Annotated in this window: 25 protein-coding genes and 5 pseudogenes; 7 read left to right on the top strand and 23 right to left on the bottom strand. The window is 73.3% G+C overall.

Annotated features, from left to right (window positions below):
* The 5 genes from UK82_RS31045 to UK82_RS06590 form a co-directional block, all read right to left on the bottom strand.
* Window positions 1-254: transposase domain-containing protein (locus UK82_RS31045; protein ID WP_173667244.1), on the bottom strand; the 254-nt coding region annotated here is incomplete at its 3' end.
* 116 nt (window positions 255-370) lie between these two features.
* The gene (locus UK82_RS06600) at window positions 371-589 is read right to left on the bottom strand and encodes an IS3 family transposase (RefSeq protein ID WP_052681600.1); all 219 of its coding nucleotides are present in this window, start codon (window positions 587-589) and stop codon (window positions 371-373) included.
* Window positions 579-830 (bottom strand): IS3 family transposase, encoded by a 252-nt coding sequence (locus UK82_RS31040; RefSeq protein ID WP_255354250.1) that lies wholly within the window; start codon window positions 828-830, stop codon window positions 579-581. Before UK82_RS31040 ends, UK82_RS06600 begins: the two co-directional genes overlap by 11 nt.
* Before the next feature lie 173 nt (window positions 831-1,003).
* Entirely contained in the window at window positions 1,004-1,294 is a 291-nt protein-coding gene (locus tag UK82_RS31035; protein ID WP_082122338.1) for a transposase, read from the bottom strand.
* 144 nt (window positions 1,295-1,438) lie between these two features.
* On the bottom strand, window positions 1,439-2,158 hold the full coding sequence (locus UK82_RS06590; protein ID WP_313949789.1) for a DUF222 domain-containing protein: 720 nt from the start codon (window positions 2,156-2,158) through the stop codon (window positions 1,439-1,441).
* Window positions 2,159-3,111: 953 nt separating this feature from the next.
* Here UK82_RS06590 and UK82_RS06585 point away from each other — a divergent pair.
* Window positions 3,112-4,422 (top strand): MFS transporter, encoded by a 1,311-nt coding sequence (locus UK82_RS06585; RefSeq protein ID WP_044883663.1) that lies wholly within the window; start codon window positions 3,112-3,114, stop codon window positions 4,420-4,422.
* A 102-nt stretch (window positions 4,423-4,524) separates the two neighbouring features.
* On the opposite strand, the gene UK82_RS06580 is transcribed toward UK82_RS06585, so the two are convergent.
* Window positions 4,525-5,769: a hypothetical protein gene (locus UK82_RS06580; protein ID WP_152989816.1), complete on the bottom strand. Its 1,245-nt coding sequence runs from the start codon at window positions 5,767-5,769 to the stop codon at window positions 4,525-4,527.
* Window positions 5,770-6,376: 607 nt separating this feature from the next.
* On the opposite strand from UK82_RS06580, the gene UK82_RS06575 reads away from it, so the two are divergent.
* Window positions 6,377-7,072 (top strand): response regulator transcription factor, encoded by a 696-nt coding sequence (locus tag UK82_RS06575; protein ID WP_082121665.1) that lies wholly within the window; start codon window positions 6,377-6,379, stop codon window positions 7,070-7,072.
* 19 nt (window positions 7,073-7,091) lie between these two features.
* Here the strand turns inward: UK82_RS06575 and UK82_RS06570 are convergent, their stop codons facing one another.
* Window positions 7,092-8,858 (bottom strand): GAF domain-containing sensor histidine kinase, encoded by a 1,767-nt coding sequence (locus UK82_RS06570; protein ID WP_044883660.1) that lies wholly within the window; start codon window positions 8,856-8,858, stop codon window positions 7,092-7,094.
* A gap of 563 nt (window positions 8,859-9,421) precedes the next feature.
* Here UK82_RS06570 and UK82_RS06565 point away from each other — a divergent pair.
* The 4 genes from UK82_RS06565 to UK82_RS06550 all read left to right on the top strand — a co-directional run bounded on the left by UK82_RS06565 (window position 9,422) and on the right by UK82_RS06550 (window position 12,350).
* Entirely contained in the window at window positions 9,422-10,024 is a 603-nt protein-coding gene (locus tag UK82_RS06565; protein WP_044883659.1) for a cysteine dioxygenase family protein, read from the top strand.
* A 26-nt stretch (window positions 10,025-10,050) separates the two neighbouring features.
* On the top strand, window positions 10,051-10,422 hold the full coding sequence (locus UK82_RS06560) for a rhodanese-like domain-containing protein (RefSeq protein ID WP_044883703.1): 372 nt from the start codon (window positions 10,051-10,053) through the stop codon (window positions 10,420-10,422).
* 788 nt (window positions 10,423-11,210) lie between these two features.
* Window positions 11,211-11,579 (top strand): WhiB family transcriptional regulator, encoded by a 369-nt coding sequence (locus tag UK82_RS06555; RefSeq protein ID WP_011603451.1) that lies wholly within the window; start codon window positions 11,211-11,213, stop codon window positions 11,577-11,579.
* Window positions 11,580-11,807: 228 nt separating this feature from the next.
* Window positions 11,808-12,350, top strand: a complete 543-nt coding sequence (locus UK82_RS06550; RefSeq protein ID WP_044883658.1) for a histidine phosphatase family protein — start codon at window positions 11,808-11,810, stop codon at window positions 12,348-12,350.
* A gap of 28 nt (window positions 12,351-12,378) precedes the next feature.
* Here UK82_RS06550 and UK82_RS06545 read toward each other — a convergent pair whose 3' ends face one another.
* From UK82_RS06545 to UK82_RS06525, 6 genes and pseudogenes are all read right to left on the bottom strand, one after another.
* Complete coding sequence (locus UK82_RS06545; protein ID WP_370657157.1) at window positions 12,379-12,573, bottom strand: hypothetical protein; 195 nt, start codon at window positions 12,571-12,573, stop codon at window positions 12,379-12,381.
* Window positions 12,574-12,823: 250 nt separating this feature from the next.
* A pseudogene (locus tag UK82_RS36190) lies at window positions 12,824-13,415 on the bottom strand (trehalose-6-phosphate synthase); the annotation flags it as partial.
* Window position 13,416: 1 nt separating this feature from the next.
* A partial coding sequence (locus UK82_RS36185; protein ID WP_236705574.1) for a trehalose-6-phosphate synthase occupies window positions 13,417-14,344 on the bottom strand: 928 nt, incomplete at its 3' end.
* Window positions 14,345-14,615: 271 nt separating this feature from the next.
* Window positions 14,616-14,879 (bottom strand): hypothetical protein, encoded by a 264-nt coding sequence (locus tag UK82_RS06535; RefSeq protein ID WP_009739496.1) that lies wholly within the window; start codon window positions 14,877-14,879, stop codon window positions 14,616-14,618.
* Window positions 14,880-14,885: 6 nt separating this feature from the next.
* Window positions 14,886-16,079, bottom strand: a complete 1,194-nt coding sequence (locus tag UK82_RS06530; RefSeq protein ID WP_236705573.1) for a hypothetical protein — start codon at window positions 16,077-16,079, stop codon at window positions 14,886-14,888.
* 106 nt (window positions 16,080-16,185) lie between these two features.
* Entirely contained in the window at window positions 16,186-19,251 is a 3,066-nt protein-coding gene (locus tag UK82_RS06525; protein WP_044883655.1) for an FtsK/SpoIIIE domain-containing protein, read from the bottom strand.
* Between the two features lie 805 nt (window positions 19,252-20,056).
* Between UK82_RS06525 and UK82_RS06520 the strand changes: the two genes are divergently transcribed.
* Window positions 20,057-20,572, top strand: a complete 516-nt coding sequence (locus UK82_RS06520) for a hypothetical protein (protein WP_082121672.1) — start codon at window positions 20,057-20,059, stop codon at window positions 20,570-20,572.
* 314 nt (window positions 20,573-20,886) lie between these two features.
* Here the strand turns inward: UK82_RS06520 and UK82_RS06515 are convergent.
* The 10 genes and pseudogenes from UK82_RS06515 to UK82_RS36170 form a co-directional block, all read right to left on the bottom strand.
* Window positions 20,887-21,299, bottom strand: a pseudogene (locus UK82_RS06515) (MerR family transcriptional regulator); the annotation flags it as partial.
* Window position 21,300: 1 nt separating this feature from the next.
* Window positions 21,301-21,438, bottom strand: a pseudogene (locus UK82_RS36180) (MerR family transcriptional regulator); the annotation flags it as partial.
* 872 nt (window positions 21,439-22,310) lie between these two features.
* A complete protein-coding gene (locus UK82_RS06510; RefSeq protein WP_009739504.1) occupies window positions 22,311-22,796 on the bottom strand; it encodes a bifunctional nuclease family protein in 486 nt (161 codons plus the stop codon).
* A gap of 158 nt (window positions 22,797-22,954) precedes the next feature.
* The gene (locus UK82_RS06505; protein ID WP_044883654.1) at window positions 22,955-23,728 is read right to left on the bottom strand and encodes a MerR family transcriptional regulator; all 774 of its coding nucleotides are present in this window, start codon (window positions 23,726-23,728) and stop codon (window positions 22,955-22,957) included.
* A gap of 16 nt (window positions 23,729-23,744) precedes the next feature.
* Window positions 23,745-24,290: an FHA domain-containing protein gene (locus tag UK82_RS06500; protein WP_009739506.1), complete on the bottom strand. Its 546-nt coding sequence runs from the start codon at window positions 24,288-24,290 to the stop codon at window positions 23,745-23,747.
* A 294-nt stretch (window positions 24,291-24,584) separates the two neighbouring features.
* Window positions 24,585-24,632: pseudogene (locus tag UK82_RS41355) on the bottom strand (hypothetical protein); the annotation flags it as partial.
* 1 nt (window position 24,633) lies between these two features.
* On the bottom strand, window positions 24,634-24,965 hold a 332-nt coding region (gene gcvH, locus UK82_RS06495; protein ID WP_236705572.1), incomplete at its 3' end, for a glycine cleavage system protein GcvH.
* A 96-nt stretch (window positions 24,966-25,061) separates the two neighbouring features.
* Window positions 25,062-26,228, bottom strand: a complete 1,167-nt coding sequence (locus UK82_RS36175; protein ID WP_236705571.1) for a DUF881 domain-containing protein — start codon at window positions 26,226-26,228, stop codon at window positions 25,062-25,064.
* Between the two features lie 2 nt (window positions 26,229-26,230).
* Window positions 26,231-26,563: a DUF1290 domain-containing protein gene (locus UK82_RS06485; protein WP_044883652.1), complete on the bottom strand. Its 333-nt coding sequence runs from the start codon at window positions 26,561-26,563 to the stop codon at window positions 26,231-26,233.
* A pseudogene (locus tag UK82_RS36170) lies at window positions 26,560-26,960 on the bottom strand (DUF881 domain-containing protein); the annotation flags it as partial. The pseudogene UK82_RS36170 and the gene UK82_RS06485, both read right to left, overlap by 4 nt.
* Window position 26,961: the final 1 nt, after the last annotated feature.

Here is a 26,961-nt window from a genome sequence, read left to right as displayed (position 1 = left end):
CGCCAGACCGCCATGAACCGCAGACCGCCCACAAGGCGGCGCAGAACCTCCTCGTAACCGTCCCGGAAAACCGCAAGCGCGACCACGAAATAGACGACGACGTGTGCAGGAAGTAGTCGGACCCGTTTCTCCCGCCTACCGGTCTCGGTAAGGACCTCGTCCACGGCATCTCGTGGGATAACTCGCGCGAGCACACCCACAGAGATGTGGTCCGTAAGACGTCCCGCCAGTGACGGCTCCTCACCTGAATCCACGCGCCATTATATCGCGGCGATCCCTCGCGGAAGAATGNCATGCAACCGCTCGCTCACCCAAAAACAGCAACGAAACGATCAAGCGTTAGTTGATCTTGTCGGTGCCGGTCCTTATCTTAGTGGCATTGGTAGTTACTCCCTCGATCGGTGTGGAAGATCGCGCCTGGGGTGAGCGGGATGGTGCGGGCCGCATTGATGATCGCCGCGGAAATCAGCGGGGTTCTGTAGTGGTCATCCATGGCATAACCGATGATTGCTTTGGTGTGGCAGTCGATGACCGTGGCGAGGTACAGCCATCCTTCCCAGGTCGGAATGTAGCTGATGTCACCGACCATTTTCACGCCGGGGGGCGGAGGCGGTGAAGTCACGGTTGACCAGGTCCGGGATCGGGCCGGTGAGGCCGGCGTCGGTGAGGGACTGCCGCCAGGGCCGGGGCTGGTAGGCGACCAGGTCCGCCTGGCGCATCAGAGATCGCACGAGTTCGACGCCGCAGGTCTCGCCCTGGCGGGCGAGGTGGGCGTGGACACGGCGGTGTCCGTAGGTTCCGTCGGAGCCCTCGAACACAGCTATGATCATCCGGGTGAGGTGGGCCCGGCGCCGGCTGGTCGCCGACGCCGGTCTCCCTCGCCATTCGTAGTATCCCGACCTGGATACCTCGAGCCAGCGACACATCGCGTCGATCCGATATTTTCGGGCGCCCGCCGGTGTGCGGGTGTCCTTCTCCACGTCGATGAACTCGTATTTCGAGCTTACCGATATTCCTGGGCGAAGAAGGAAGCCGCTTTTCCCAAGAATTCCGCCTTGAGGCGTAGTTCCCGGTTTTCCTTCTCAAGTTCCCGCAGCCGTGCCCGTTCCGGAACCGTGAGCGGCGGCTCGTCTCCGGCATGCTCCTTCCGGTAGGCCGCTACCCAGACACCGAGAGTGCCTTCCAGTATTCCGAGTTCGCGGGCGACCGTGGCGATCGGACGTGACGTCTCGATCACCGATTTCACTGCCTCTTCGCGGAACTCCGGGGAGAATTTCCTGCGACGTTCAGCCATGTGGCACACACTCCATTCCGTGTACAGTCTATTAGATCGACTGCCCGGAATTCTCGGGGCGCCTCACCGCGGTGCTGGTGGCCGGGGTGGGGCTGGTGGCCGGGAGGGCGGCGGTGTCGAGGGTGAGGGTGTGGGTCGGGGTCATCAGGCCGGGTGCGGGCCGGTCGAGGAACCGTCGGCCAGAGCCATCAACGCGTCGGCGTCCCCCCGGCGGTCCCGCGGCGCGGCCACGGACTCCCCCTCCGCCGGCGGCCCCTCCCCCTCGGCCTCACCCGACCCGCTCACCTCGCCAGGCTGGCCGGGCTGGCCGGGCTGGGCGGGTGGGGTGGGGGGTGTGGTGCGGTGCAGGCTGGCATGGGCGGCGTCCAACGCCGCGAGCAGCCGGACCCCGTCCTCGGCAGGCAGAACCGCGGTGAGATGCAACATCCCCTCGTCGTCGTACCGCCACCCCACCTTCCGCGCCGCCCGCCGCGCGGACCGATCACCACTCACCCCCCGATAGGCACGGACCACCCGTTCCAACTGCCCCGCCGTGCAGTACCGGGCATGGGTCAACCACACCTGCTCGGTCGAGGCCTGCGCAACCCGGCTGACCGCACGCACCTTCGCATACGACAACGTTCCCGCCGCGAACGCCGCCCGGATCGCCGGAAGCCCCTCCAACGCATGCGCGACCGCCAGATACTGCCGGGCCGTCCGCGACCCGATCCCGCACCGCCACGACAACCAGTGCGCACACGACCGCATCCCCACCCCCGACCAGCCCTCCCGCCGATCAAACGCTGCCAGCAACATCAACCAGCCACACGTCGCCGCCGCGAGCCGCCCCGCCCACCGGCAGATCGACACCTCCAACTCCGCCACCGAACCCCCCTCCACATCCCCCCGAACAGATCCCCCTCCCAGCCCGCAACCGGCCCGCGCACCGGCACCTCCCCGACAACCGCCTCCCCCCCGGCACCCGAATCCGCTCCGGCACCCGAGTCCGCTCCGGGAACCGCCTCTTCCCCAGAAACCGGATCCTTCTCGGGGACCAGGTCCGCAACCAGCGCGGATACAGCCGTCGGAGTTGCTACAGAACCCACCATCATGATCACCAGTCCAGGGGTGTCGAGGACCATCGGACACCGACACACTCCCACCCACCACCGACACTTTTCCGACCCCACCCATGCACCACCCGACATCAACCACACCCAGACCTGGCCTCAGCCCCACACTGAGCCGCCCACCCTGCGCCGCCCACTCCGAGCCGACCCACCCCAACCCGACCCACCCCGACCCACCCGACCCGACCCGACCAGCCTCGACCCGGCCGACCCGACCCCAGCCGTCACGGCGTTCCGCAAAACCGGAAGCCACATCCACCCCTGTCCGACGATCAGGAGGTTCCGCGGAACCAGCCCCGCCCCGACCGCAGCCCCGACCCCGACCCACGCCCCGACTCCGACAAGACAGCGCGGTCATCTCGTCCCCGCCGCCATCCCATCGCCCTGATCCGTCACCGGGGCCGCCGTGCCGCCCGCTGCGACCCCAGTACTGCTTCGGTGAGAGCGACCAGTCACTGCCTGCATCCCGACCATGCACAACTGGCACGGCCAACCCCCGGGCCCCAGCCGCCCGTCCTCGGCAGCCAGAGGCCAGCCACCATCGACCCGCCCCACCCTGCGCGCTGAAGATTGGCTCAGCCCGGCGCGACGCAGGAGTGGACGACGTGACCCGGACCGCTCATGACACGCTCCTGACCAGGGAAAATTCCGTTGGCGTCCGGCGGTGCGGTGCGGCACTCTTGACCTGTTATGACCGACCCGCCCCCGATGTACCCCGTCCCCGCCAGCGGTTCCGAGGCCCCCGCGCCCGGCGCGGTCGGAAGCGTCTACCGGCGGACCCTCGCAACCCCCGGCGCGACCCGGTTCATCGGGCCGGCGTTCGTGGGACGGCTGCCGATCGCGATGCACGCGCTCGGCACGGTGCTGTTCGTGCAGGACCGGTCCGGCTCGTACGCCGTGGGCGGGGCGGTCGCCGCCGCCGGTGCGCTCAGCGAGGCGGTGTGCGTGCCGCGGGTAGGCCGCGCCCTGGACCGTTTCGGCCAGGCCAGGGTGCTGCTCGCCGGGCTCGCCGGGCATCTGCTCGGGGTGGCGGCGCTGCTGGCGACGGTGTGGGCCGGCACCCCCCGGCCGCTGTGGTTCCTCGCCGCGATGGTCGCCGGCGGCTGCCTGCCACCCGTCGGGACCTGTGTACGGGCCCGATGGAGCGCACTGCTGGGTGGTGGCGCGCTGCTGCCCGCCGCGCTCGCGCTGGAGGCGGCGATCGACGAGCTGGTGTTCATCCTGGGGCCCACCCTGGTGACGGCGCTGGTCGCCCTCGTCGACCCCGCCGCCGGCCTGCTGGCCTCGGCGGTACTGCTCGGCGTCGGCGCCATGGGGCTCGCGCTGCAGCACGGCACCGATCCGGGGCCCCGGCCGGCGTCGGCCGCGCCACCGGAACGGATCATGCGGCGGCCGGACACCCGCACCCTGGTCGCGATCGTGTTTGCGATCGGGATCGGCTTCGGCGGGATCGATGTGGCCATGGTCGCCTTCGCCCGCGAGCAGGGCCTGGCGGCCATCGGCGGGCTGCTGCTGGGCATGTTCGCGGCCGGCTCGGGAATCTCCGGCCTGATCACCGGCGCCCGCACGCACGACCGCCCGCTCCGGGCCCGGCTGCTGCGCTCAATCGCGCTGTTGACGGTCGGCCTCGCACTCCCCCTGGCTGGGGTCGGCGTGGCCGCGATGATCCCGCTATCCGTCCTCGCCGGCGCCACGGTGGCCCCCACGATGATCGACGCGAACGCGATGATGGAGCGGATCGTCCCGCCACACGCCCGCACCGAGGGTTTCGCCTGGCTCACGATGGCGGTGGTCGGCGGCCTCGCCGTGGGTTCCCCGCTGGCCGGCCGCCTGATCGACACCGGGGGCGCACGGCTGGGCTACCTCGTGCCGGCGGGCGCGGGTCTGCTCGCCGGCCTGACGGCCCTGCTCGGGCGCCGGTACCTGCCGGACGTCGACGCCCGTGGCCCCGCCCCGGCCGGCGTCCAGCGCCCCGCCTCCGCAGTCGATACCACCGGCGCGGCCGCCCCCGCCGACTGACCGGCCCGGTCCACGGCTTCCGGCCCCCGGCCCCCGAGACGGGGCGCGCAGCGACCCGCTCGCCCGACAACCTCTCGCCGGGCGGCGGTTCGCTGAGGACACTCAGGAGGCGGTGTCGTCGCCCGCCTTGCCTGCGGTCCCCTCCCCGGTCTCGGCGTCAGCGGGGCCGATCGTCTCGGCAGTGGGAGCCGGCGCTCCGGACGCGGCCGGCGCAGCAGTCACGGCCGGAGCAGCAGTCACGGCCGGAGCAGCAGTCGCGGCGGCCGTGGCGACAACCTCGGCGGGTCGACGACGGAGCAGTCCGCGCCGGGCCCCGCAACGGGCCGCCTCGGCGTCACCGCGCCGTTTGCGGCCCTTGCGACCCGCCGCGGCGACCACGGTCGCGTCGTCGCTCGTGCCCTCCGCTGCCTTCTCCGTGGGATCGGCGGCCTCGGCCTTCTCAGCAGGCTCGGCCTTCTCAGCAGCCCCGGCCGCATCGACAGGCTCGGCCCCGTCTGCGGCCGCAGTCCCATCGGCAGCCGCAGTCCCATCGGCAGCCTCCGCTGCGCCGGTGGCCTGCGCTGCGTCGGCCGCCACAGTCCCGTCATCAGGCTCCGCCGCACCGGCGGGCTCGGCGGCACCGGCGTCGGCGGCCGTCTCGGCGGTGGGCGTCGAGGGCAGCACCTCGGTGGCACCGGTTTCCGTCGAGGTTGCCGGGATGGATCCCTCGATGCCGGCGGATCCCTCTATGCCGGCGGATCCCTCGGTGCCGGCGGCGTTGACGACGCTCTCGCCGGCCGCGTCTCTGCTCGTCGCCGAGCCAGCCTCCGGCTGGGCCGTGGTCGGCTCGGGCGGGGCCTCGGCCGACGGCGCGGCGACCGGCTCGACCGGCTCGGCCGCGGGCGGCGTGGCGACGACCGGGTGGGGCGTGACCGGGTCGGCGGCGGCCTTGCGACCCCTGGAGGTGGGGGCTGCGGCCGCAGCGGCCGGCGTCACGTCGAGGGCGACCGTCCGCCACCCCTCGAAGACCTCGGTGACGGTGTAGCCGTCGGCGCTCAGCGCGTCGCGGAAGCGGACGAGCTGCTGGTAGGACAGCGTCAGATCCGCTGCGGCGACGGCGGTCTCCGCGCGCTGCGCACCGTCCGGGCCGTCGGCCGGATCCGCGTCCGGGAACGTCGCGACCGTCGCCGACACCCGATAGGTGGTCGAGGCGGCGGGGTTCACCGTCCCGGTCACGGTCCACGACCGACTGGCGACCCGGCCGACGGGCGGCTCGAGTGGCGCGCTCTCGGTCTGAGCGGCCAGCAGCGTGACAATCTTCGCCCCGGCCGTCATGGGCACCGTGTCGTCACTCTTACCCCATCGCACGCGCGCACGTCCTTTCCTCACGAAGTCGGCATCGTCCGCACGCCCGTTCGGCAGCGCCGGCGTCCCCCGGCCCCGGGAACGGCCCGGCCAACAGGCCGTCGGCGTGGGCGAGACCCGCATTCTGACGGACAGACCGGATGCGCTCCGCATCGGGGTGTGTTCCGACACAGCGGCGACATATCGGCGCAAACTAGCGGGAGGTCGGACATGATTGACGCACGCCAAGGAGCGAACGATCGGTGCGGCGCAGACATCGGCACGGATCACCGCGTGCGCGGGGCCCGCCGCCCCGCCCCAGAAAGCGCCGGAGGCGTGGCGCGGATTTCCGCCGCGACAACCAGGTCATGATCACATACGGAAACTACACATAGCAGTTAAATGATTACCTAGCTGTTCCACGTCGGTGGCGACCTCACGGGCCACCCCGTTCGGGATGGCTCCGCAGACGGCGTTCCCGGCCCCCACCGAGGCGCCCGCGGCGCGGCTCGCCGCCCCGTCCGTTCCGCCAAGCCAGCCCGGGCGTTGGACCATGAGCGTTATATTCTGCTTGCCGCACGTGACATACAGCGACGGTCTTCTACGACAGCGAGGTCGGGCGGAGTCAACGGTGTCAGACGAAGTGGCGGTCGGGTCCGGTGTCGGTGACGCCGCGTCCCCACCGTCGACCACCGGAATCATCAGGGTGTTCCTTCTTGACGACCACGAGGTAGTACGGCGCGGGCTGCGGGATCTCCTCACCGAGGAACCCGACGTGGAGGTGGTCGGCGAGGCCGGCCGGGCCGACGAGGCGCTCGGCCAGATCATCGCGCTGCGACCGCAGGTCGCGGTGCTCGACGCGCGGCTGGAGGATGGCAGCGGCATCGAGGTCTGCCGCCAGGTGCGCTCGGCGGACCCCGGAATCGCCTGCCTCATCCTCACCTCCTTCGACGACGAGGAGGCGCTCTTCACCGCGATCATGGCCGGCGCCGCCGGCTACGTCCTCAAACAGATCCGGGGCACGGCTCTGGTGGACGCGGTTCGCCAGGTGGCCGCGGGCAAGTCCCTGCTCGACCCGGCGGTCACGCCGCGGGTGCTGGTACGTCTGCGGGAGGGGCCGGCCGAGGATGAGCGGCTCGCCGGTCTGACCGACCAGGAACGGCGCATCCTGCGGCTGATCGCGGAGGGGCTCACGAACCGTCAGATCGCCAGCCGGATGTTCCTCGCCGAGAAGACGGTGAAGAACTACGTGTCCAGCATGCTGGCCAAGCTCGGCCTGGAGAGCCGAACCCAGGCCGCCGTCTTCGCCACCCGCCTGAACACCTGACGCGGCTGGCCGCCGGGCGCTAGCGGGCGGTCGAGTGGTCCGCCGGCGAGTACGCGTGCAGCGCTCCCGGCGGGGTGATGAGCGGGACCAGCCAGGTCACGGTCGTGCCGATGCCGTTCTCGCCGGGGCCGAACCCCATTCGGCCGCCCAGATCCAGCGCCCGGCGGCGCAGATTCGCCAGCCCGCTGCTGCGGGAGGCCCCGCCGGGACCGCAGCCGTCGTCGCGGACCTCGACGAGGACGTCCACACTGGTCACCCGCAGCAGCACGTCGATGCGGGTGGCCCGGGCATGCCGGGCGATGTTGGACAGCGCCTCCCGCAGCGCGGCGAGCATGTGCGGGCGGATCGCCGCGGGCACCCGGCGGTCGATCGGCCCGTCCACCCGGATCGTGGGGCTGATGCCGAGCGCGCGCTCGGTCTGGGCGACGATCGACCGGATCTCGGTGCCCAGGTCGGCACCGTCGAGGTCGGCGACCGTCAGCGAGAAGATGGTCTGGCGGATGTCGGCGATGGTCTGGTCGAGCTCGTCGGCGGCGACGTGCAGCCGCCCCGCCGCCGGGCCGTCCAGGACGCGGGCGAGGCTCTGCATCTGCAGGCCCGTCGCGAACAGCCGCTGGATCACGACGTCGTGCAGGTCGCGGGCGATCCGATCGCGTTCCTCGAACACCGCGAGGCGCTCCCGGTCGCGGTGGATGCGGGCGAGTTCGAGCGACAGGGCCGCCTGACCGGCGAAGGCGGCGGCCATCTCCAGGTCGAGGCCGCTGAAGGTCTCGAACGGACCGCTCGTGCCGAGGACGAGGATGCCCAGCGCTCGGCCGCCCGCCATGAGCGGCACCACCATCCCGACCATGGCCGTCGCGTCGGGGGTCTCCGGGCCGAGCAACGGGCCGCCGGGCGCGCCGGCGCCGACGAGCACGGCCCGCCCGGTGCGCATCGCCTCGGTCATCCGCTCGTTGCCGGTGAAGACCCGGCCGCGCAGGTGCTCCTGCCCCGGCCCGTCCACCACCCCGACGACCAGACCGGCGGCGTCGGGGACGAGGATCGCCGCGAGGCGCGCGGCGGTCGCCTGCCGGGCGCGGCGCGCCACCAGCTCGAGAGCCTCCTCGGGATCGGCCACCGACAGCAGCGCCGTGGTGATCTCCGCGCTGGCGGACAGCCAGGCCTGGCGGCGCCGCGTCGCCTCGTACAGGCGGGCGTTCTCGATCGCGAAGCCGACCGCGGCGGCCAGGGCGCAGGCCAGGCTCTCGTCCTCCCGGCTGAACTCGCCGCCGCCCCGCTTGGCCCCGAGGAACAGGGTGCCGAACGCCTCTCCGCGCACCATGATCGGGACGTTGAGGAAGGTGTCGAAGCGGGGATGACCCGGGGGGAAACCGACGGCGGCCGGATGGCCCGCCACGTCGGCGACGCGCAGCGGGCGGGGATAGCGCAGGCTCTCGCCGATCAGACCGCGGCCCAGCGGCAGCCGGCCGATCGTCCCGGGCACGCCCTCGGCGAAACCGACGTGGATGAGCTCGGTGATCTCGCCGGCCTCGCCGATGACCCCGAGGGCGCCGTATTCGGCGTCGACGAGCTGGCTGGCGGCCTGCGCGATGCGGCGCAGCGTGACCGGCAGGCTCAGTTCGCGGGCGACGTCGACCACCGCGTCGAGCAGGCCCTGCATCCGCGACTGCATCGAGGCCACCTCGTCGACCTGCGCGGACAGGCGGGTGCGCAGCTCGTCGAGAGGCGAGGGATCGCCCGCGGCCGGCACCGCCCACGGGCGTCCATCGGAGGGCACAACAGTCATCGCGGGTGATTCCTCCTCGCTCCGCGCGGCTCCCAGCCGGGCCCCTCGGCGAAGAGCGGCCGCCCGAAGGTGGGATCACTCTGGCGTGCAGGATATCCACCGGGGCGATTGCGGGGAATACCCTCGGCGGCGGCCCGGGTCCCTTCCGCCGCCGGCGCCCGGGTCCGCCGCCTCCGCGCCGCCCGACGCGGCGCAACGTGGAGTGCGGACCGCAAGCAGAAGTACAGTGTGCTGCATGGCAGTGCTGCGTCCTCTCCTGCACCGCGACCGCGTGACGGACCTGGGTCGGGCCGTCAGCGCGGCGTGTACCGGGCGGGTCTGAGGCGCCTCGTCGTCGCCGGCGGATCGGCGCGCGTCCAGCCCCGTCCGCCGCCTTCCGGTCCCGCACCGCGCCGGGCCCGACCGAACGCCCCCACGCGCTCCTGCGAGCGCGCCCCGCCGCCCGGCTCGCCGCGGCCCTGCGGGGTGGACGGTCGCCCGCGCCGATCCCCGCCCCCGCCGGCCGCCCTTCTCCCGGCCGACGCGGTGGCACTCGTTCGCCTCCACCGCCCTGGGAGTTCCCCGTGCCTCTTCTGCACCCGGCGCTCGGCGCCGACCCGGCCCGTCACGCCGCGCCCTTCCTGCCGGCCCCCTTTCTGCCGGCCGCGTGCCTCAGCGACGAGCCGGGCATCATCGACCTGGCGACACTGCGGGACCTGACTGCGGCCTTCGCCGGCGTGCCGGAGATCTGGCGCCCGGTGATCCACCACCGTCCCGACCGTCGCTGGTACACGCGGCTGCTGCTTTCCGCGACGGTCGAGGTGTGGTTGATCGGGTGGTATCCGGGGCAGCAGACCGAGGTGCACGACCACGGGGGCGCGCTGGGGGCGATGACGGTCGCCGAGGGCCGCGTCGAGGAGGACCGGTACGATCGGAACTGGACGATCACGCGGGTCCGCCAGCACCTGACCGGCTCGTCTGTCGGGTTCGGCGCGGAGCACGTGCACCGGGTCGCCAACCGCGGGCAGGAGGTCGCCACGACCATCCACGCGTACTCCCCGCCGGAGCTGCCGATGCGCTTCGCGCCGACGCAGGACGGCGCCGACGTGCGCGCGGCGGCGGTCCCGGCACCGGCGCTCGCGACCCCGGCCGGGCGGGACGTCGCGGCCGTGGGCGCCGCGCGGTGACCGCCGGCGGGAGCAGGATCGACGCGATGCTCGCCGCGGCCCGCTCCCGCCTGCGGCGCCTCGAGCCCGCCGAGGCGGCGCAGGCGTTGGCCGAGGGCTCGGGCAGCGTCCTCGTCGACATCCGGCCCGCCGCCCAACGGGCCGCGGAGGGGGAGATCCCCGACGCCGTGGTCGTCGAACGCAACGTGCTCGAATGGCGCTTTGACCCGACCAGCGACGCCCGGTTGCCGATCGCGACCGGCGACGACCTTCAGATCATCGTGATCTGCTCCGAGGGCTACACCTCCAGCCTCGCCGCCGACGCGCTGCGCCAGCTCGGCCTGCGGCGGGCCACCGACGTAATCGGCGGATACCACGCCTGGGCCGCCGCGGGCCTGCCGATCCGCGGCGGTGCGTGACCGGTCCGACGCCGATCGCCCCACTCGGCGGTACGCCACCGGAACTTTCCGCGTACCCCGAACCCCACCTGCGGCGCTTGCATCAGCAAAGGCGTCGAATGTGGTTCTGCGCACATTTCACGGCCGAATCCGGCCCGGTGACGCCCCCCGGACGGGGTTCCCCCGTTCGTCACCTGCTCGCAACGCGGCCGCGCGCGGCGCCGGGTGGGCGATCGTAGTCCTCTCCGTGAGGGCTTCGGTGTCCCGTGTCGGCCACTGGACAGCGATCTCCTGGGTGCCCGTTTCCGCTGCCCACCAGCAATTCTCCCCTGACGAGCAGCCTCGTCCCGCACCCGGCCGCCACTGCCATCAAGATCATCAAGGTTGGCTCGCGCCGTTGCGGATCACCCGCACAGCGTCCCGGCGCGCGCCCTGACGGCCCGCGGAAGCACTCCGGACGTCCGCGTTCCGGAACCCTTGCTATCCGGTCGAGAGGCGTCTACGTTCCTCGGTTAACGAGACGAGACGGGATCGTTTCCGAGTGGAGCCCACCCCCGGTATGCCAGGCGAATGGCACCGTCGGTGGATTCCTCCCGGAACCCCAGGGGGCCTCTCGCCGCAACAAGGTTGACCTGCCTGTCTGGGGTGTCGCGCTACGCCGGATTTGGCGGTCTGCAAAAGCATGTGTCCGCCTTTGCAACGTCAGCAGGAGACGGTATGCCCAGTCAGCTCAGCGTGCTATCTGCCAGAAGCTCCGCCGCACCCAGCTTCCTGTTCGCCGCGTGCCACTGCGTCTGCGGTGATGCCCGATGAGCGCCGGGGTACCTGTTCTTCCCGGTCGTGACCTGCCGCCGCAGCCGTTCGGCGCCGGCTGGCCCGCCTACTGGCGCCAGGACGCGGCCTGCCGCGACGGCGATCCGGACGCGTTCTTCCCGCCGGACGGCCGTAACACCAAGGCCCGCGCCGCCGCCGAGACCCGCGCCCGCAAGATCTGCTCGGACTGCCCGGTGCAGCGTCCCTGCCTGGCCACCGCGATCTTCCGGCAGGAGGAGCACGGCGTGTGGGGTGGGCTGACCTCGGACGAGCGCGCCACCGTCGTTCCCCGCGGCCGCCTGAGCGCTGACGACGCGCTGGTGTTCGCCGACCGCCTGCTGCTGTCGGCCTCGGTCGCGAGCTGACCTCCAGTACCTGCAGACCCCCCTGGTACTGCTGACCCCCTGGCACTACAACCGCCCCAGAGACGGTACGGCGAACGGCCCGACCCCCACGCGGGGCCGGGCCGTTCGCCGTCAAGTTCCCCGGCTGGTACATTTCCGCATTCCAGAACAGCTCGACACGGCCATGCACGGGAATGCGGGTGAAGTCATGTTCTCCACGCGCGGTATCAGATCACTCGGCGGTGTCGAGTGAGGCCGCCCCGCCGGCTGCTGCTGCTGCGTCACGCCAAGTCCGACTGGGCCGACGGTTCCATCCCGGACATCGACCGGCCGCTGTCCGACGCCGGGCGCCGCGGATGCCGGCTCATCGCCCGCCATCTCGCCGACAACGGGCTGGCCCCGGACCTCATCCTGTGCTCGGCCGCCCTGCGGACCAGACAGACCGTCGAGGGCATCGCCGAGGCGCTGCCGGCGAGCGTGCCGGTGCTGGTCGAGGACCGCCTCTACCTGGCGGAGGCGCAGGCCCTGCTGGAACGGCTGCACGAGGTCGACGACGGGGTGCCGAGCGTCCTGCTCGTGGCACACAACCCCGGCATCCACACGCTCGCCGTGGCCCTGCTCGCCCCCGACGAACGCTTCCGGATCCCCACCTTCCCGACCGCCGCGCTCGCGGTCGAGGACCTTGCCGTGTCGCGGTGGGCCGAGCTCGGCCAGGATTCGACCCGGCTCGTCTCCTACGTCACTCCCCGCGCGCTGCGTGCGGCAGCCGACCCCCCGGCCGCCTCGAGCTGAGCGCGGGGCGCCGCCCGACTCGCCAGGCTCAGTACGCCTGCTCCATGATCCGGGAGGCCAGGGCGACGATGCCGCCGCCGACCAGCAGCACGGCGGTGACGATCCACAGCGGCACCGAGGCGAAGATGAGCGCGAAACTCCCGATCACGAAGCCCGCGATCAGCAGTAGCACCGCCAGCCACGAACCCGTGTTGGCCTTGTGGTGACCGGTCTCACTCGCCACGTCCACTCCTGTCCCTCTCATCCCACCGCCTGCCGGCAGCGGGATGCGCCTCGTTCCCGCTGCGAGACTACCTGCGAACACCGATGGCGGATGCCCGGGGCCGATGTGCGTTCGCCCCTTCTTCCGACCCGTCCGCGCAGGCAGGTCGGCAGGGTGGTACCCGGACCGCACCGGGCCCTTCGGCCCGCCGTCCGGGGTCCGGTCGGCTCCGTCCGGGCTCCGTCCGGGCTCCATCCGGGTTCCTCCGGGCTCAGATGAATCCGGCGATCCGGCGCAGATCGACGAGCTGGTCGTCGAGCCAGCGCCGGACGTCATGGGTGCGGACCTGTTCGGCGGCGGCGGCGAGCCGGCGGTGGCGCTCCTCCATCGGCATCGTCAGCGCCGTGTACAGGGCGTCGGCCATCTGCTGGACGTCGAACGGCTGGAGGGTCACCGCGAACTCGCCGAGCTCCTCATGGGCGCCGGCCATCTCGGACAGGGCCAGCACACCGCCGCGACGGTTGACGACCGCCACCTCCTTCGCGACGAGGTTCATCCCGTCGGCGATCGCGTTGACGATCAGCACATCGCAGATCGAGTAGGCCGCCACGGCCAGCGGGAAGTCCTCCACCATCCGCAGGTCGATCGGCTGGCGGCCCTCCTTGGTGTGCCGGGCGTTGATCTCGGCGACGACGGCGCCGATGAGCGCGATGTAGTCGGCGTACTCCGGGACGTCGGTGCGGCTGGGCTGCAGCAGGGCGAGGAAGCTGACCTTGCCGACCAGCTCGGGATGCTGGTCGAGCAGCGTGCCGAAGGCGAGGAAGCCCCGCACGACGTTCTTGCTCGGGTCGGTGCGGTCGACANGCAGGATGAGCTGACGATCGTCGTCGAGGAAGATGTAGCGCAGCATCGCGATGTGCGCCGCGACCTCCTCCGACGCCTGGGTGGCGTCGAGCGCGGCCGCGTCGACCGAGATCGGGTAGTAGCGGGCGCGGACCACCCGGTCCCCGACCGTGACGGTGAGCTGCTCCAGGTCGACGGGCAGGCCGAGGAGTTCCTGGGCGCACAGGACGAAGTTGCGGGCGTAGCGGCGGGTGTGGAAGCCGACGACATCGCTGCCGAGCAGCCCGCGCAGCAGCCGCTCGCGGATGTCGCCGGGCAGAATGCGCCACTCGTCCGGGCCCGGCCAGGGGATGTGCACGAAGTGGGTGAGCACGACGTCGGGGCACTGCTCGCGCACCCAGTCGGCGACCAGGTAGAAGTGGTAGTCCTGCAGCAGGACGAGGGCCTTGCCCCCGCGGGCACGCACCTCGTCGACGACCGCGTCGGCGTAGGCGCGGTTGACCGCCGCGTAGCCGTTCTCGAAGGCGTCGTGCTCGGCCCGGGTCAGCACCGGCGCGAGCGACCGGCCGTAGAGGCCGTGCTGGATGAACCAGAGGATCGGGTTGGACCACACGCTGTAGAAGTCGGCGTAGGCGGTCGGGTCGGTGACGACGAGGCGGACCCGGATCGCCGGGCCGTCCGGCTCGCCGTCCACCACGTGGGGCTGGGGAGCGGTCTGGACGAGGATGGAGCTGCCCGCGCTCTCCGCCGCGACGGCGGCGTCCTCCTCGCCGGCGGCGCCACAGACCCAGACGGCGTCGTCGAGGTGTTCGGCGAGTCCGGACAGGGCCGACACGAGGCCCCCCGCGCCCCGGTTCACGGTGCGACCGGAGGCATCCCGGTCGAAGCTGACAGGACCGCGGTTGGACAGGAGTACGAGAGGCAGGTCGAGGGGGATGAAGTCCGACACGGCGGATGCAGCCTCCTGGTCACGGGCGGTACTCGGCGTCCGGTGCCGCTGATCGCTCGGGCGCCCGGGCGCACGGGGACAATCCGGACTGTAGTGAGCCCCGCTTTCGGATGCACCGCGTTGCAGGGCGCCTGAAGCGTTGTTACCCAGACCTTCATCTGGTCACTGTTGCCACCGGCGCGATATCCGTCCGTGACCCGCACTCCCCCCTATTGTGGGGATTCGGCCGCCCCCCGCGACATCGGGTGTGCCGACGATCACGGCAGGTGGGCTACAGGCCGTCCCGGTAGTCCCGGACCTCCTGCACGGCCGAGCCCAGGGAGGCAAGCGACATCTGCAATGTGTCACGCGTCTCGACGAGCGCGCTCGTGAGCTGCTCGACGGCACGATGCTCGCTGCCGTCGGTCGCCGCGATCACCATCGCCTGCGCCTCTTCGATCATGCTCAGCGCGCCCTCGAGCTGGCCGGCCACCTCCTCGGTGCGCCGGAACGCCTCGTCGAGCTGCGCCTTGACGTCGGCGATCGTGCCTGACACCCGTCCTCATCCCTTCCTGGAACCGCCGGCCCGCGAGCCGGACGGCGGCGCCTGCTCGGTGCCCGAGCCGAGCCCGAGGCCGAACCGGGCCGCGGCCGCGAGCGCGAGCAGCGCGGCGGCCACGTCGACCGGCGCCATCGGTGCGAGCCGGAACGTGGCGAGCACCGCCACCGCGGCGGCGCCCGCTCCCAGCATGCCTGCCCGGAACACGGCCATCACCCCACCATCGGAGCCGGCCGCCACGGCCACCAACGCCGCCGCGAGCACCGCCGCACCGATGATGCAGGGCAGCCCGGGCGCCTCGGTGAACGCCCGCAACACCCCCACGACCACGAGGCTGAGCAGGCAGGCGAGCGCGGTCATCAGCCCGGCGGAGGCCGAACCGGCCGCCTTGGAGACCGCCCGCAGCTCCGCGGCCTTGCTCATCGCCTCCAGGCAGAGGTCGTAGGCCTGGCGGGGGGCGGTGCGCGGATCGACCGGGGCAGCCGCCGTCGGCTGCCCGACGACGCCGAGCTCCCCGCGTCCCGACCGGCCCGCACGCCCCGACCCGCCCTGGCGGCCGGCAGCATGGCCGGCGTCCGACCCACCGCGCAGGTCCCGCCCGGAACTCGCCAGCGGCCGACCGGGCCGCCGCTGGGCCGGCGCGTCGGCGCCGCGGCGCGGGGCGGACTTCTTCGTGAGCGCGACCGCGGCGGCGGGCTCGGCGGCGGCCGGCCTGAGCTGATCGAGCTCGGTGAGCCCGTACTGGGCCAGCGGCTCGGCGACCTGCGCCCACACGCTCTCGACCCGGGCCCGGATGTCGGCGGCGGCCTCACGGTGCCGCCGCGCCTGCGCGCGGCCACCCTGGCGCCGCTGGTAGGCGTCCCGATCCGCGCGGGCGCGGGCGGCGTCGGAGGCGCCGAGCAGCCTCCGGTACTGCATCGCCGCCTTCAGCGGATCGTCGGGGCCGGGATCGGGATCGGCGCCCGCCGGACCGCCCGCCGGACCGCCCGGCTGACGTCCCAGCGCACCGGCGTAGGCGGCGGCCGCGCCACCGCCTGGTTCGCCCGGCACGACGACGCGATCCCCGGCGGGCGGCCCACCCGGAGCGGGGACGGCCGTGATCGCAGCCGCGTCCGGCGTCGCCGTCGCGCCCCGCTGCCACGACCCGGCGATAGACCAGGCCTCGGGGGTGTCCAACGACTCAGCTCCCGCCATCATCCCGCTCCGTCCTCCCCCGGGGCCGGCCGGCCGGGCGGGCCCCGCCTCGCGGCGGGTACCCACCCATCCGGCGCCGTCTGGATCTTCCTGCCCGATCGCCACCGCCCTACCCCCGCACCATCGGCGCGAACGGCACCACCGTGCGCGGCTCGGACTGGATGTGCCGGTCGAACAGCACCGCCCGGTTCGGCATCGTCCCGCCGGCCACCGGGCGATGGCCGGCCAGGGCGAACAGGTCGCTGCCGGGCACGCCCGCGGCCGCCCACGCCGCGATGTCGTCCCTGTTCACCGGCCCGAGGTCCTCCGCCATCCGGGACACCCCGCGCCACCAGCCGACCAGGTGGACACGGGTCGCCGGGCCGCGGCGGGTGACCGTGCGCAGATCGTCGAGGCCGGTCCGGCGCGACGCCGGATCACGCACCTCCAGGGCGGCCCGCCCGGCGTCCATCGCGAACACCACCACCAGCCGCAGGGGCGGTTCCGGGCCGCCGGCGCCGGCGAGCGCCGCCTCCTCCCGCGCCCGGGTCTCGTCCGCGGCGGCGGCGAGCACCGCGCGCAGCCCGGTGACGTCGGCGACCCGGACGGGGTGACCGGAGCGCCGCATCCGCTGGGCGAGGATCTCCGCCGCGCCGAGCGCGGTCGGCTCCGCGGCGACGATCTCCGCCACGAGGCCGCCGGCCGGTAGCTGGGCGGCGACGCTGGCCGCCGCCGCCTGCACCATGCCGACCGCCTCCCGGCGCAGCGGGCCGAGCACGGCGAGATGGCGCCCGGGCGAGGCGGCGAGGCGAATCCCGACCGCCGCCGGGGCGAGGTCGACGGGCACCCCGACCAGCGCGAGCGGGTCGCCGCCGGGCATCGCGACGGCAGGCATCGCGACGGCAGGCATCGCGGACCGGTCGGGAGCCACGGCGAGGGGCTCCGACTCGGCGGGTGCGTCCGCGCCGATCGGGGCCGGCGGTTCGTCCCCGATCGGCGCTGCGGCGGACTCGATCGCCGGCGGCGCCGGACGCCCGTCCAACGCGCGGTAGACCGGGTTGTCGTCGAGGATCGCCGGGGCGTGCCCGACGAAGACTCGCGGTCGGGGCGCCGACGGCAGGCTGCGCGCCGTGGCGGTCGCCAGCCGGTCCCGCAACTGGGCGATCACGACCGGGTCGGGGAAGGCGACCCGGACGAGCTCGTTGCCGGCCGGATGGCCGTTGCGCCGGTTCACGATCGCCTCGCCGACGCCGGACAGCGCGCCCGCGGCCTCGTTCGACGTGGACAGCAGGACCCGCGACTCCGAGATCGAGGTGCGCAGCGCCACCCTCAGCGCGAACTGGCCGAAGATCGACCCGCGCTTGCCGGCGGTGGAGTCGAGGGCGTCGATGCCGGACAGCGTCTGGCTGGCCAGCAGCAGGTGAACGCCGTAGGCGCGGCCCTGGCGGGCCAGGACCTCCAGGTGGGCGACGCCCTCGCGGGCGATGGCGTCCATCGGGGTGAGCATCACCTGGAACTCGTCCACGACGACGATGACCCGCGGCCAGGCGGAGCTGCGGTCGGCGGCCCGCAGACCGCGCAGGTCCCGCGCGCCGACGGCCCGCATCGCCACCGAGCGGCGGCGCATGTCCTCGCGGACCGCGCGCAGGACGGCGACGCCGAACTCACGGTCGCTCTCGATGCCGACGGTGTCGGCGTGCGGCAGGAAGAACGGGTCGGCGACCCCGGCGGCGAACTGGGCGAACTCCAGGCCCTCCTTGAAGTCCAGCAGGTGGAAGCGGACCTGGTCGGGGGCGTAGCGGGCGGCGATGCCGTAGACCATGTCGAGTAGCAGGGTCGACTTGCCGGCGCCGGCCTGACCGCCGACGAGGGCGTGGACGGTGTCGTCGTCGAAGGTGAGCCGCACCGGCCCGTCGGGGCCCTGAGCGACGGGCACGGTGATCCCGGCGGCGCTGTCGGACTCCCACAGGGCGCCGGGCAGCAGCTCGGCGATGCCGGGGGGGCGGGACGCCTCGCGGGCGGCCGCGTCGGCGACCTGTTTCGTGACGGCGGTGACGAGATCCGGCGGCGGCGGCGGGTCGAGCTGGACGGCCAGCAGGCCGGTCAGCGAGGTGCGCCAAAGGCCGGGCTGCGCGCCGCGCCAGTCCGGGCGATCGGCGAGCAGCTCGACGGCGGTGAACACCACCGAGTTCGGCAGCGCCTCGGCGACCGAGTCGGCCGCCTCGTCCAGACGGAGATCGTCGGAGTCGGGGTCGGGCGGGGTCACGTCGTCGAGCTCGTCTCCCCCGTCCAGGCCGCCCTGGTGGGGCTGCGGGACGAGCTGGACGATGGAGAGGACATGGACGCCGCAGGCGGGCCCCTGCGCGGCGACGGCCGCCAGCGACCGGGCACCCTCCTCGTACAGGCGCGGATCGCCGAGCAGCACCAGCAGCAGCCACGGTTCCGGCCGGCCGTGGCCGGCGTCCTCGCGTTCCCGTAGCGAGTCGAACCGGCCGGCGAGCCGCTCGACGGTGATCCGGCCCACCTCGGCGGACAGCTCGGCGAGGCGCTCCTCCAGCCGGGCCCGGGTGGTGATGGTGGCCGACGCGACGCCGGCGGCCCGCAGCGGCGCGAAGCCCGCGAGGCCGGCGCCGAGCTCGTGCGGGTCGTAGACGACGAGGTGGACCCGGCCGGCGGGCACCGCGGCCAGGATCCGGGTGAGCAGCCCGCGGACGAGATCGACCGCGGCGGCACGCCGCGCCGGGGTGGTCTCGATCCGCAGGTTGCGGCCATCGAGCAGCGGCACCGCCAGCGGCACCGTGCTGTGCGGCGTGCCTGGCTCATCCGGCGGGATGACGACCTGCCCGACCTGCCACAGGCCCGGGCGGAAGCGGCTGCGCACGCCACCCCCCGCGGCGGGGACGGCACCGAACGGGCCGTGCCGCCAGTCGGGGGCGGCCCAGGAGGCACCAGCGAAGCCACGGGCCCCGCTACGAGCGATCATCCGGGCCTGCGCCAGCTCGGCGTCGACGCCGTGCGACCCGGGCGCCGCGCCCGGCCGGCCCGGGGCGCTCGGCGCCGCCGTGGACGCGGTCGACGCTCCGCCACGTTCGAGCTCGGCCGCCTGCTCCTCCAGCCGGTCGGCGAGGGCCAGCGCCGCTCCCAGCGAGGACTGAATACCGGCCACGAGCGTGCGCGCCCGCCGGGTACCCGACATCGTCGACCTCCCCACACCATCTCCGCACCACACCGGGACCTCGGCACCACACCGAAGACCTCGGCACCACACCGGCACCTCGGCACCACACCGGCACCTCGGCACCGCACCGGGCGACCGCCGCCGCGTCGGGCACCCGGCGACGAAATTCCCCCGACGACCATGACACGTCCGAGGGAGCAAACATCCCAGAACCCGCCGACCGACCGAACCGGTGTACCCACCGGAGGGCCGCACGGGCGACGCCGTCACCGAGTGACATCGGATGCTGACCTTGGCCACGCTAACGACGGCCCGGCGCCGACGTGGCCGTTCGGACCCGGATCACACCCGCCGCCACCGCACGGACGACGCCGGGACCACCCCCGACAGCCTGCGCGGATCCGGCCGGCCGGCGGTCCACGCGCCGCGGCATGTGGGCCACCCGACACCGCGTCGAGGCGTCGAACCGGTTTCGGCGATCCATGACCATGACAGGGCCGCCGGGGCCCATGACGNGTGGGGCCCATGAGGGGATGACGCCCACGACGGGGTGAAAGGTGCGATGTTCGAGGCGATCCGGCAGGCAGTGCACGACCGGGACCGATATGCGGCACCGAGCGCGTGTTCAATGGCCGGGCGAGGGCAGCGTTCCCGGCGCGTCGTCGATGAGCCGGCCGGTGGGGGCGCGCAGCGTCGATGGCCACGCGGGAAGGGGATCCAGGTGACGGACGCGGCTGAAGCGGCGGGTATCGCCGGCACGGCCGACCGGACCGGCGGCACGGTGGGCGGCTCGCCGCCCGGCAGCCCGGCCGATCCCGCCGCGATGAGCGCCGGGGGTCGGGGGGGGCCGATGGTGCCGGAACAGCGGCCGCTCGCTGTCATCGACGTGGACGGGGTGGTGGCCGACGTCCGTCACCGGCTGCGGTTCCTGCGGGCCAGACCGGGCGACTGGGAGGCGTTCTTCGCCGCAGCGCCGGCGGACCCGCCGTTGGCCGAGGGGGTGGAGCTGGTCCACCGGCTCGCCCGCGACCACGAGGTGGTGTGGCTGACCGGCCGGCCCGAACGGTCGCGGGCGGCGACCTGGCGCTGGTTGGGCGAGCAGGGCCTGCCCCTGGGGGAGCTGCGGATGCGCCCCGACGACGACCGCCGCCCGGCCCGGGTGTTCAAGCGCGCCGAGCTGCGCCAGCTCGGCGCGCGACGGCAGGTCGCCGTCGTGGTCGACGACGACCCCGCCGTGGTGGACCTGCTGCGCGCCGACGGCTGGCCGGTGCTGCGGGCCGAGTGGCTCGCCTACGAGGCCACCCTGGGCAACGCCCAGGAGTCCGAGGGTCGCACCTGAACCTCGCGCCTGAACCTCAGGCCGCGGGCTCGCGCCCGACGTCGACCCTGAGCACCCGGGCTCGGCCCCTGCCAGACTCCGGCCAAGAAGCGGCGCCCCGGCCGGCCCTCGATGGCAATCCGCTAAGAACCCGCCGAAATACCGACAGAATCGGCGGCCCGGAAATCCCGGAAGCCATTCATCCAGGAAAACACGAATTCGGGCAGTGATCCGGGCCCGGAATCCTGCGGAGAACCGAGTCGCGGCGTTCCGGGGCGCTCTGCGGACCTGCGCGGCTCAGGCAGACCTGCGCGGCTCAGGCAGACCTGCGCGGCTCAGGCGCTGCTGCGCCGGGTGCGGCGGCTGGCGAGCTCGTCGCCCGGGTGGGTGGCGGGCGGCTGGCCGGGGCGCTCGCAGGGCAGCTCGGCGAGCTGGCCGCGCATGTCGCGCAGGGCCCGGCCGACCGCGATCGCGAACACCCCCTGGCCGCCGCGGACCAGATCGATCACCTGGTCGTCCGAGGTGCACTCATAGACGGTCGAGCCGTCGCTGATCAGGGTGAGCTGGGCCAGGTCGTCCACTCCCCGAGTGCGCAGGTGCTCCACGGCGACCCGGATGTTCTGCAGCGAGACGCCCGCTTCCAGCAGCTTGCGGACGACCCGTAGGACGAGGACGTCCCGGAAGGAGTACAGCCGCTGGCTGCCCGAACCGGACGCGCCGCGGACGCTGGGGACGACCAGGCCGGTCCNCGCCCAGTAATCGAGCTGGCGGTAGGTGATGCCCGCCGCGGCACATGCTGTCGGCCCGCGGTATCCGACGTCGTCCCCAGGAGCTTCGGGGATCTCGTCCGGAAAGAGCTGGCCCTGTTCGATCATCGTCGTACGCACTTCGCCGCCATGCCAGCCCCATCCTCCGGATCGATCCGGGTCGGTCCCGGCGGCCGGTCACCCGGTCCCGCCATCCCGGACACCCAGCCCGGTCGAGTCACTTCCACGGCCACGTCCGGATCGTCCCGACCGGACGCCACCGGACGCCACCGGCCTTCGCCCGCACACCGCCGGCCCGCGACCGCCGGCCCGTGGCTGCCGGCCGGCAGGGTCACGCCGACACCGGCAGGTCCACCGGTCGGTGCTGTCCGACCGGCACGAGACGCGCGCAGCCTACGCGCCCTGACCACCCGCGACGCGGGTCCACAGGTCCGGGCACGGCCCGCCGCCACCACCTCCCCGGCAAGGGTCAGAGCCGGAGCACGTTCGTCCGCTGACGCGTCCGCCACGGGCACGGGCGGCCACGAGCTCCGGGATCGGGTTCCTCCGACCGTAGGAGTGACGCGCGGTTCCTTCAATGATCTAAGCCGGCGTGTCTGTAGTCCAGCGGACATGGCCGGCCAGATCGGACAAAAAGGAATCGCATCGGAGCGGTCATGGCGGGACTCGTCCCACGGCGGGCCCGTCCGCCCTGAGAAGAGAGCCGCCGAAGCCCGCCAGGCCAGGGAAAGGGGCCCGCCGGCCGGGCCGGGCCGGACCACACCCGCTCCTGGGCGTGTGGGCCCGCGAACGGGGTGCGATGGGCCCGCGAACGGGGTGCGGCGCGCGCCCCCATCCCCACGACGGGGCACCCGGTTCGGGCCACGCGGGCCGCCGTGAACTCGCCGAAAGAGCAGGTAAAGGGCGTGCGGCCGAGCGGGCACCGCCGAGGACGACCGGTCGCGCGCCGACGCCGCCCCGCGACGGCTGGTCGCCGCGGGGCGGAGGCAGGCTCAGGAGCCGGGAGTGTTGAAGTCCTCGGGAGAGATCGTGTCCAGGAACTCCCGGAACTTCTCCAGCTCGCTCTCCTGTTCCTGCTCCTGCTCCTCGGGGACCGTGATCCCGGCCTCCGCCAGGACGGCCTCGACGCCGTAGACCGGCGCCCCCATCCGCATCGCCAGTGCGATCGCATCGGACGGACGGGCGGAGACCTCCACCCCGTTGCCGAACACGAGGGTGGCGAAGAAGACGCCGTCCTGCAGGTCCGTGATCGTCACCCGGGTCAGGTCCGTCTGCAGCGCCCGCAGCACGTCCCGCATCAGGTCATGGGTCATGGGTCGAGCCGTCGTGATGCCCTCCTGGGCGAAGGCGATCGCGGTCGCCTCGACGGCGCCGATCCAGATGGGCAGATACCGCTCACCGCCCACCTCCTTGAGCAGGACGATCGGCTGCTTCGACGGAAGCTCGACTCGCACGCCGACGATGTCCAGCCGATGCACCGATCTACCTCCTCGCGCAGGTGGGGCAGGGCGGGATGTTGTGACCGGAGCCAGAAAACCCCACAGGGGAGACAGTATCCCCGCATCCGCCCGGCGTCAGCGCGCCCACCGGTTCCGCTGCCCGGCAGGGCACTTCCGCCTCGGCCTCGACCACCCGGTCAGCTCGACCGACCGGCCGCCAGCCGGGACCGCAGCAGGGCCGCATGCAGCCGGACCAGCAAGGCCGCCAGCTCATCGGCGGTCTCCGCCTGCCGCCCGGCGTTGTCCGAGCCGCGCTGGCCCCGCAACGGGGCGGTGGCGGCCTCGATGAGACCAGCCTCACGATCGGCGACCGTTCGGGCGGCCCGCAGATGCCTGGCCTGGACGCCGTGCCCGGCGAGCAGCGCGACCGTGCGCGCGACGAGCAGGGCGTCGGAGTCGTAGTACCCGCCGCCCGCGATCGGGGCGACCAGGCCGTGCCGCTCCAGGTCCGCCAGTTCCTCCTCGTCGAGCCCCACGGCCGCCAGGAGCTCCCGGCGGGACATCCTGACCCTTTCCACCCCCAGGATGGCGTCCAGGCCGGTAGGAGCCGGATGCGGGGGCACCGCGCGGGGACCGGGTCGGTGTACCGGCGTCTCCTCGCGGTCGAGGGAGGCCAGCTCCTCCTTGATCACGCGAAGCGGGAGGAACCGCTCCCGCTGCGCGTGCAGGACGTAACGGAGCCGGGCCACGTCGTCGGCCGAGTACTTGCGGTAGTTCGCGCTCGTGCGAGCCGGCTCGACGAGTCCCTCCGCCTCCAGATAGCGGATCTTCGACAGCGTGATGTCGGCGAAGTCGGCCCGCAGCCGCTCCAGGACCTGGCCGATGTTGAGCACCTTCGCGCCCGAACCGGCCCGGTCCCGACCGGGCCCGTTCGGGCGCGGGGCCGGCGACGCCGCAGCGAAGCCGCTCACCGTGGGTCCCTCCCGCTCACCGCGCCGCTGACCCCCCGTAGCTCGCCCCGGTCAGGAACACCAGTCGGAACTTCCCGATCTGCACCTCGTCGCCGCTGGTCAGCTCGGCGGAGTCGATGCGCTCCCGGTTGAGGTACGTGCCGTTGAGGCTGCCGACGTCACGCACCGAGAAGCCCTTGGTGTAAGGCGAGCGGTGGAACTCCGCGTGCCGGCGCGAGACGGTGACGTCGTCGAGGAAGATGTCGCTTTCGGGATGGCGCCCGACGGTGGTCATGTCGGCGTCCAGCAGGAACCGGCTGCCGGCGTTCGGCCCGCGCTTGACGACCAGCAGCGCCGAACCCGGCGGCAGCGCGTCGACGGCGGCGACGGCGTCGCGCTCCGTCGACTCGTCGACGTGATCGCCCTCGATTCCGGAGAGCGCGGCGGCCAGATTCAACGTCGATGTCTGTTCGGCGGGCCGCTCCGGCGCCACGGGCTCACCCGGACGTACCAGAGGGGACCCGCACCGCGCGCAATACAGCGCGTCGGACGGGTTCTGCTGTCCGCACCTCGTGCAGAACACAGTCGCGTCCGCTTCCTGCCGGGACCCCGCGCGAGCGAGGTTCGCCAGCCGCCTCGGCCGCCGCCGGACAGGCGGCGGGAACGTCTCTACCAGCACTTGCGATGGTGGTAGCCAGACGTCCTCAGCCCACCCCCACCACCGGGATGATCACATGCCGACGGCTGGGCCGTCCACGACCGTGCCCCGGTGCACCCCGAGGCTAGTGCATCGGGGGCACGCTCGTGAAAAGGGTGCGACCCGTGTTGTTCGGCGTGGCGTCACCCACCGCCCGCCATCGGGACACAGCCAGTACCGTCAGTACTCCTTCACGTGCTCTGCGTACTCGCCGGCGTCCAGTAGGCCNTCGATGGAGTCCGTGTCCGTGAACGTGAACTCGACCAGCCAGCCATCCCCGTACGGATCAGAGTTGATCAGCTCGGGTGCGCTCACCAACGCCTCATTACAGGCGGTGATCTCACCGGCGGCCGGGGCGTAGATCTCCGAGACGCTCTTGGTCGACTCGACCTCGCCGAAGGGCTCCCCCGCCGCGGTGGTGGTGCCGACCTCGGGCAGCGTCACGAACACGATGTCGCCCAGCGCCTCCTGCGCGTAGGACGTGATGCCCACCCGGGCCGTGCTCCCGGTGAGCCGGATCCACTCGTGCTCACGGGTGTACTTCAGGTCGTCCGGGTACACCGGAGATCGCCTCCCCTTGATCCGCATCGCTCCGACCAGCGCCGGCGGGAGCCGTCGTTCCAACCCCGTCGCCAGGCAACCCGCGCGGCGGCGGAGCTATCCGGCCGGGCGAGCGTAGCGGGGGCTGGGAGCGGGTCGCAGCGCACGGATCTCGAGATGCCCGAGGGTCCGGACGCTGGCCTGCGCCCCGTCCCGCGCCGCTACCGTATCGAGCACCCCACCCGGGATCCGCAGCGCCTGGTCGAGGGTGTGGGCATCACCGACCACCCGAAGGACGTAGGGCGCAGCGACCGACCTCCCGTCCACGATCAGCCCGTGCCCCGGCTCGTCGGCGACGTAGGTCGACACGACCGCCCGCACGCCGGCGATCTCGATGGCCTCCGCGCCCGCGTCGCGCAGTTCCTGCAGCGCGTCGACGAGCACCGAGGCGTCGACCGCCCGGTGCGGGTCCCGGATGGTCAGCTCCAGCCCGGGCCCGTCGACCGGCACCGTCCCGGCGAGGATCGCCAGCTCGTCGGCCCGGGCGCGCTCGGCGTCCGCCCCGCCGCCCGACTCGGCGCCCCGCCCGCCGGCCGGCCCCGACGCCCCGCCCGGTGCCGGCGACGCCCCCGGCGATCCCGCCCCGGCTGTCCCGGCCGCCTCTCGGCGCAGGCGCCCCTCCTGCGACGCGAGCGCCCGGTTCTCGGCACCGATCGCGCCGAGGCTGGCAGCGAGCTCGTCCGGGCGGGCCGTGGCCAGGGAGAACGACGGGTCCGCCGAACGCGCCGCGACGACCCCGCCGAATCCGAGCGCGGCCAGCAGGACGAGGGTCACCGCCCGGCTCAGCCGCATCCTCGGCGGCCCCGATCCCGCCCCGGGCTGCGCGGGAGTCGTCGCCCCGGCCACGTCGCCGGTGCCTGGCTCACCCGCAACGGCCTGCGCGGCTCGGGCGACCGCACCGCCGACGGCTGGCTCCCCGTCACCCTCGACCTGCTGGACGCCATCCCCCCCGTCCTCAGCGGATTGCGGATGAGCGGGCTCCGGAACAGCGGGCTCCGCTACGGCGGCCTCCGGGACAGCGGGCTCCGCTACGGCGGCCTCCGGGACGGCGGGCTCCGGGACGGCGGGCTCCGGGGGGACGAGGGGCTCCGGGACGGCGGGTTGTGGGACGTCCGGCTCGCCAGCCGTCGACGGCGCCGGGTCCGTGCCAGCGCCGGCAACCGGCTCGGCCGGGGATTCGCCGGCGGGCTCGGGCCGGGAGGGCCGCGCCGCGCTCGCCGTCATCGTCAGAGCCTGATCAGCGCGCGGCGCAGGACCGTCGCGGTCGTGAAGATCCGGATGCCCAGCACGACGACGACCGCCGTCGACAGCGCACCGCCGAGGCCGATCAGGTCGCCGAGCAGCACGAGCAGGACGGCGATCACCACGTTGGAGGCGAACGAGACGATGAACTCACGGTCGTCGAACGTCCGCTCGACGAGCGACCGCGCGGCGCCGAGGGCAGCGTCGACCGCCGCCACGACCGCGACCGGCAGGTAGGGGTCCAACCAGTCCGGAGCGCTCGGTCCCAGCAGCAGTCCGGCCACCACACCCAGCACGAGGGCCAGCAGGGGAATCATGATCCGCTCCGTCGGGCATGACGCAGCACCGGTGACGGCGCCGCGGGCAGGGTCAGGGACGCGGCGATGGACGCCGTCAGTGAGGTCACGGGGGAACCGGGACGGTGGCGCAGCCGGTCGACCACCGCCGACTGTTCCACCCGCCGCACCAGCCGAAGCGGATCACCGACAGCCTCGACCGAGTACGGCGCAAGCACGGGAACGAAATTGATCAGCACGATGTCCCCCGCCGCCCGGATCGCACTGAGCGCCGTCAGCCGCACCCCGTTGATCGCGATCGCCTCGGCCCCGGAGATCCACAGCACGTTCACCAGGTCGGCGAGGTCGTGATCCTGGATGCGCCCCGGGGCGGGTGCGCCCGAGGCGGCCGTCGGCCCGGTCTGGTGCGGGCGGGGGGN

Source organism: Frankia sp. ACN1ag (assembly GCF_001414035.1).
Taxonomy (GTDB): domain Bacteria; phylum Actinomycetota; class Actinomycetes; order Frankiales; family Frankiaceae; genus Frankia; species Frankia torreyi.
Note: the sequence above shows the minus strand (reverse complement) of the source record. Positions and strands in the feature narration are given on the sequence as shown.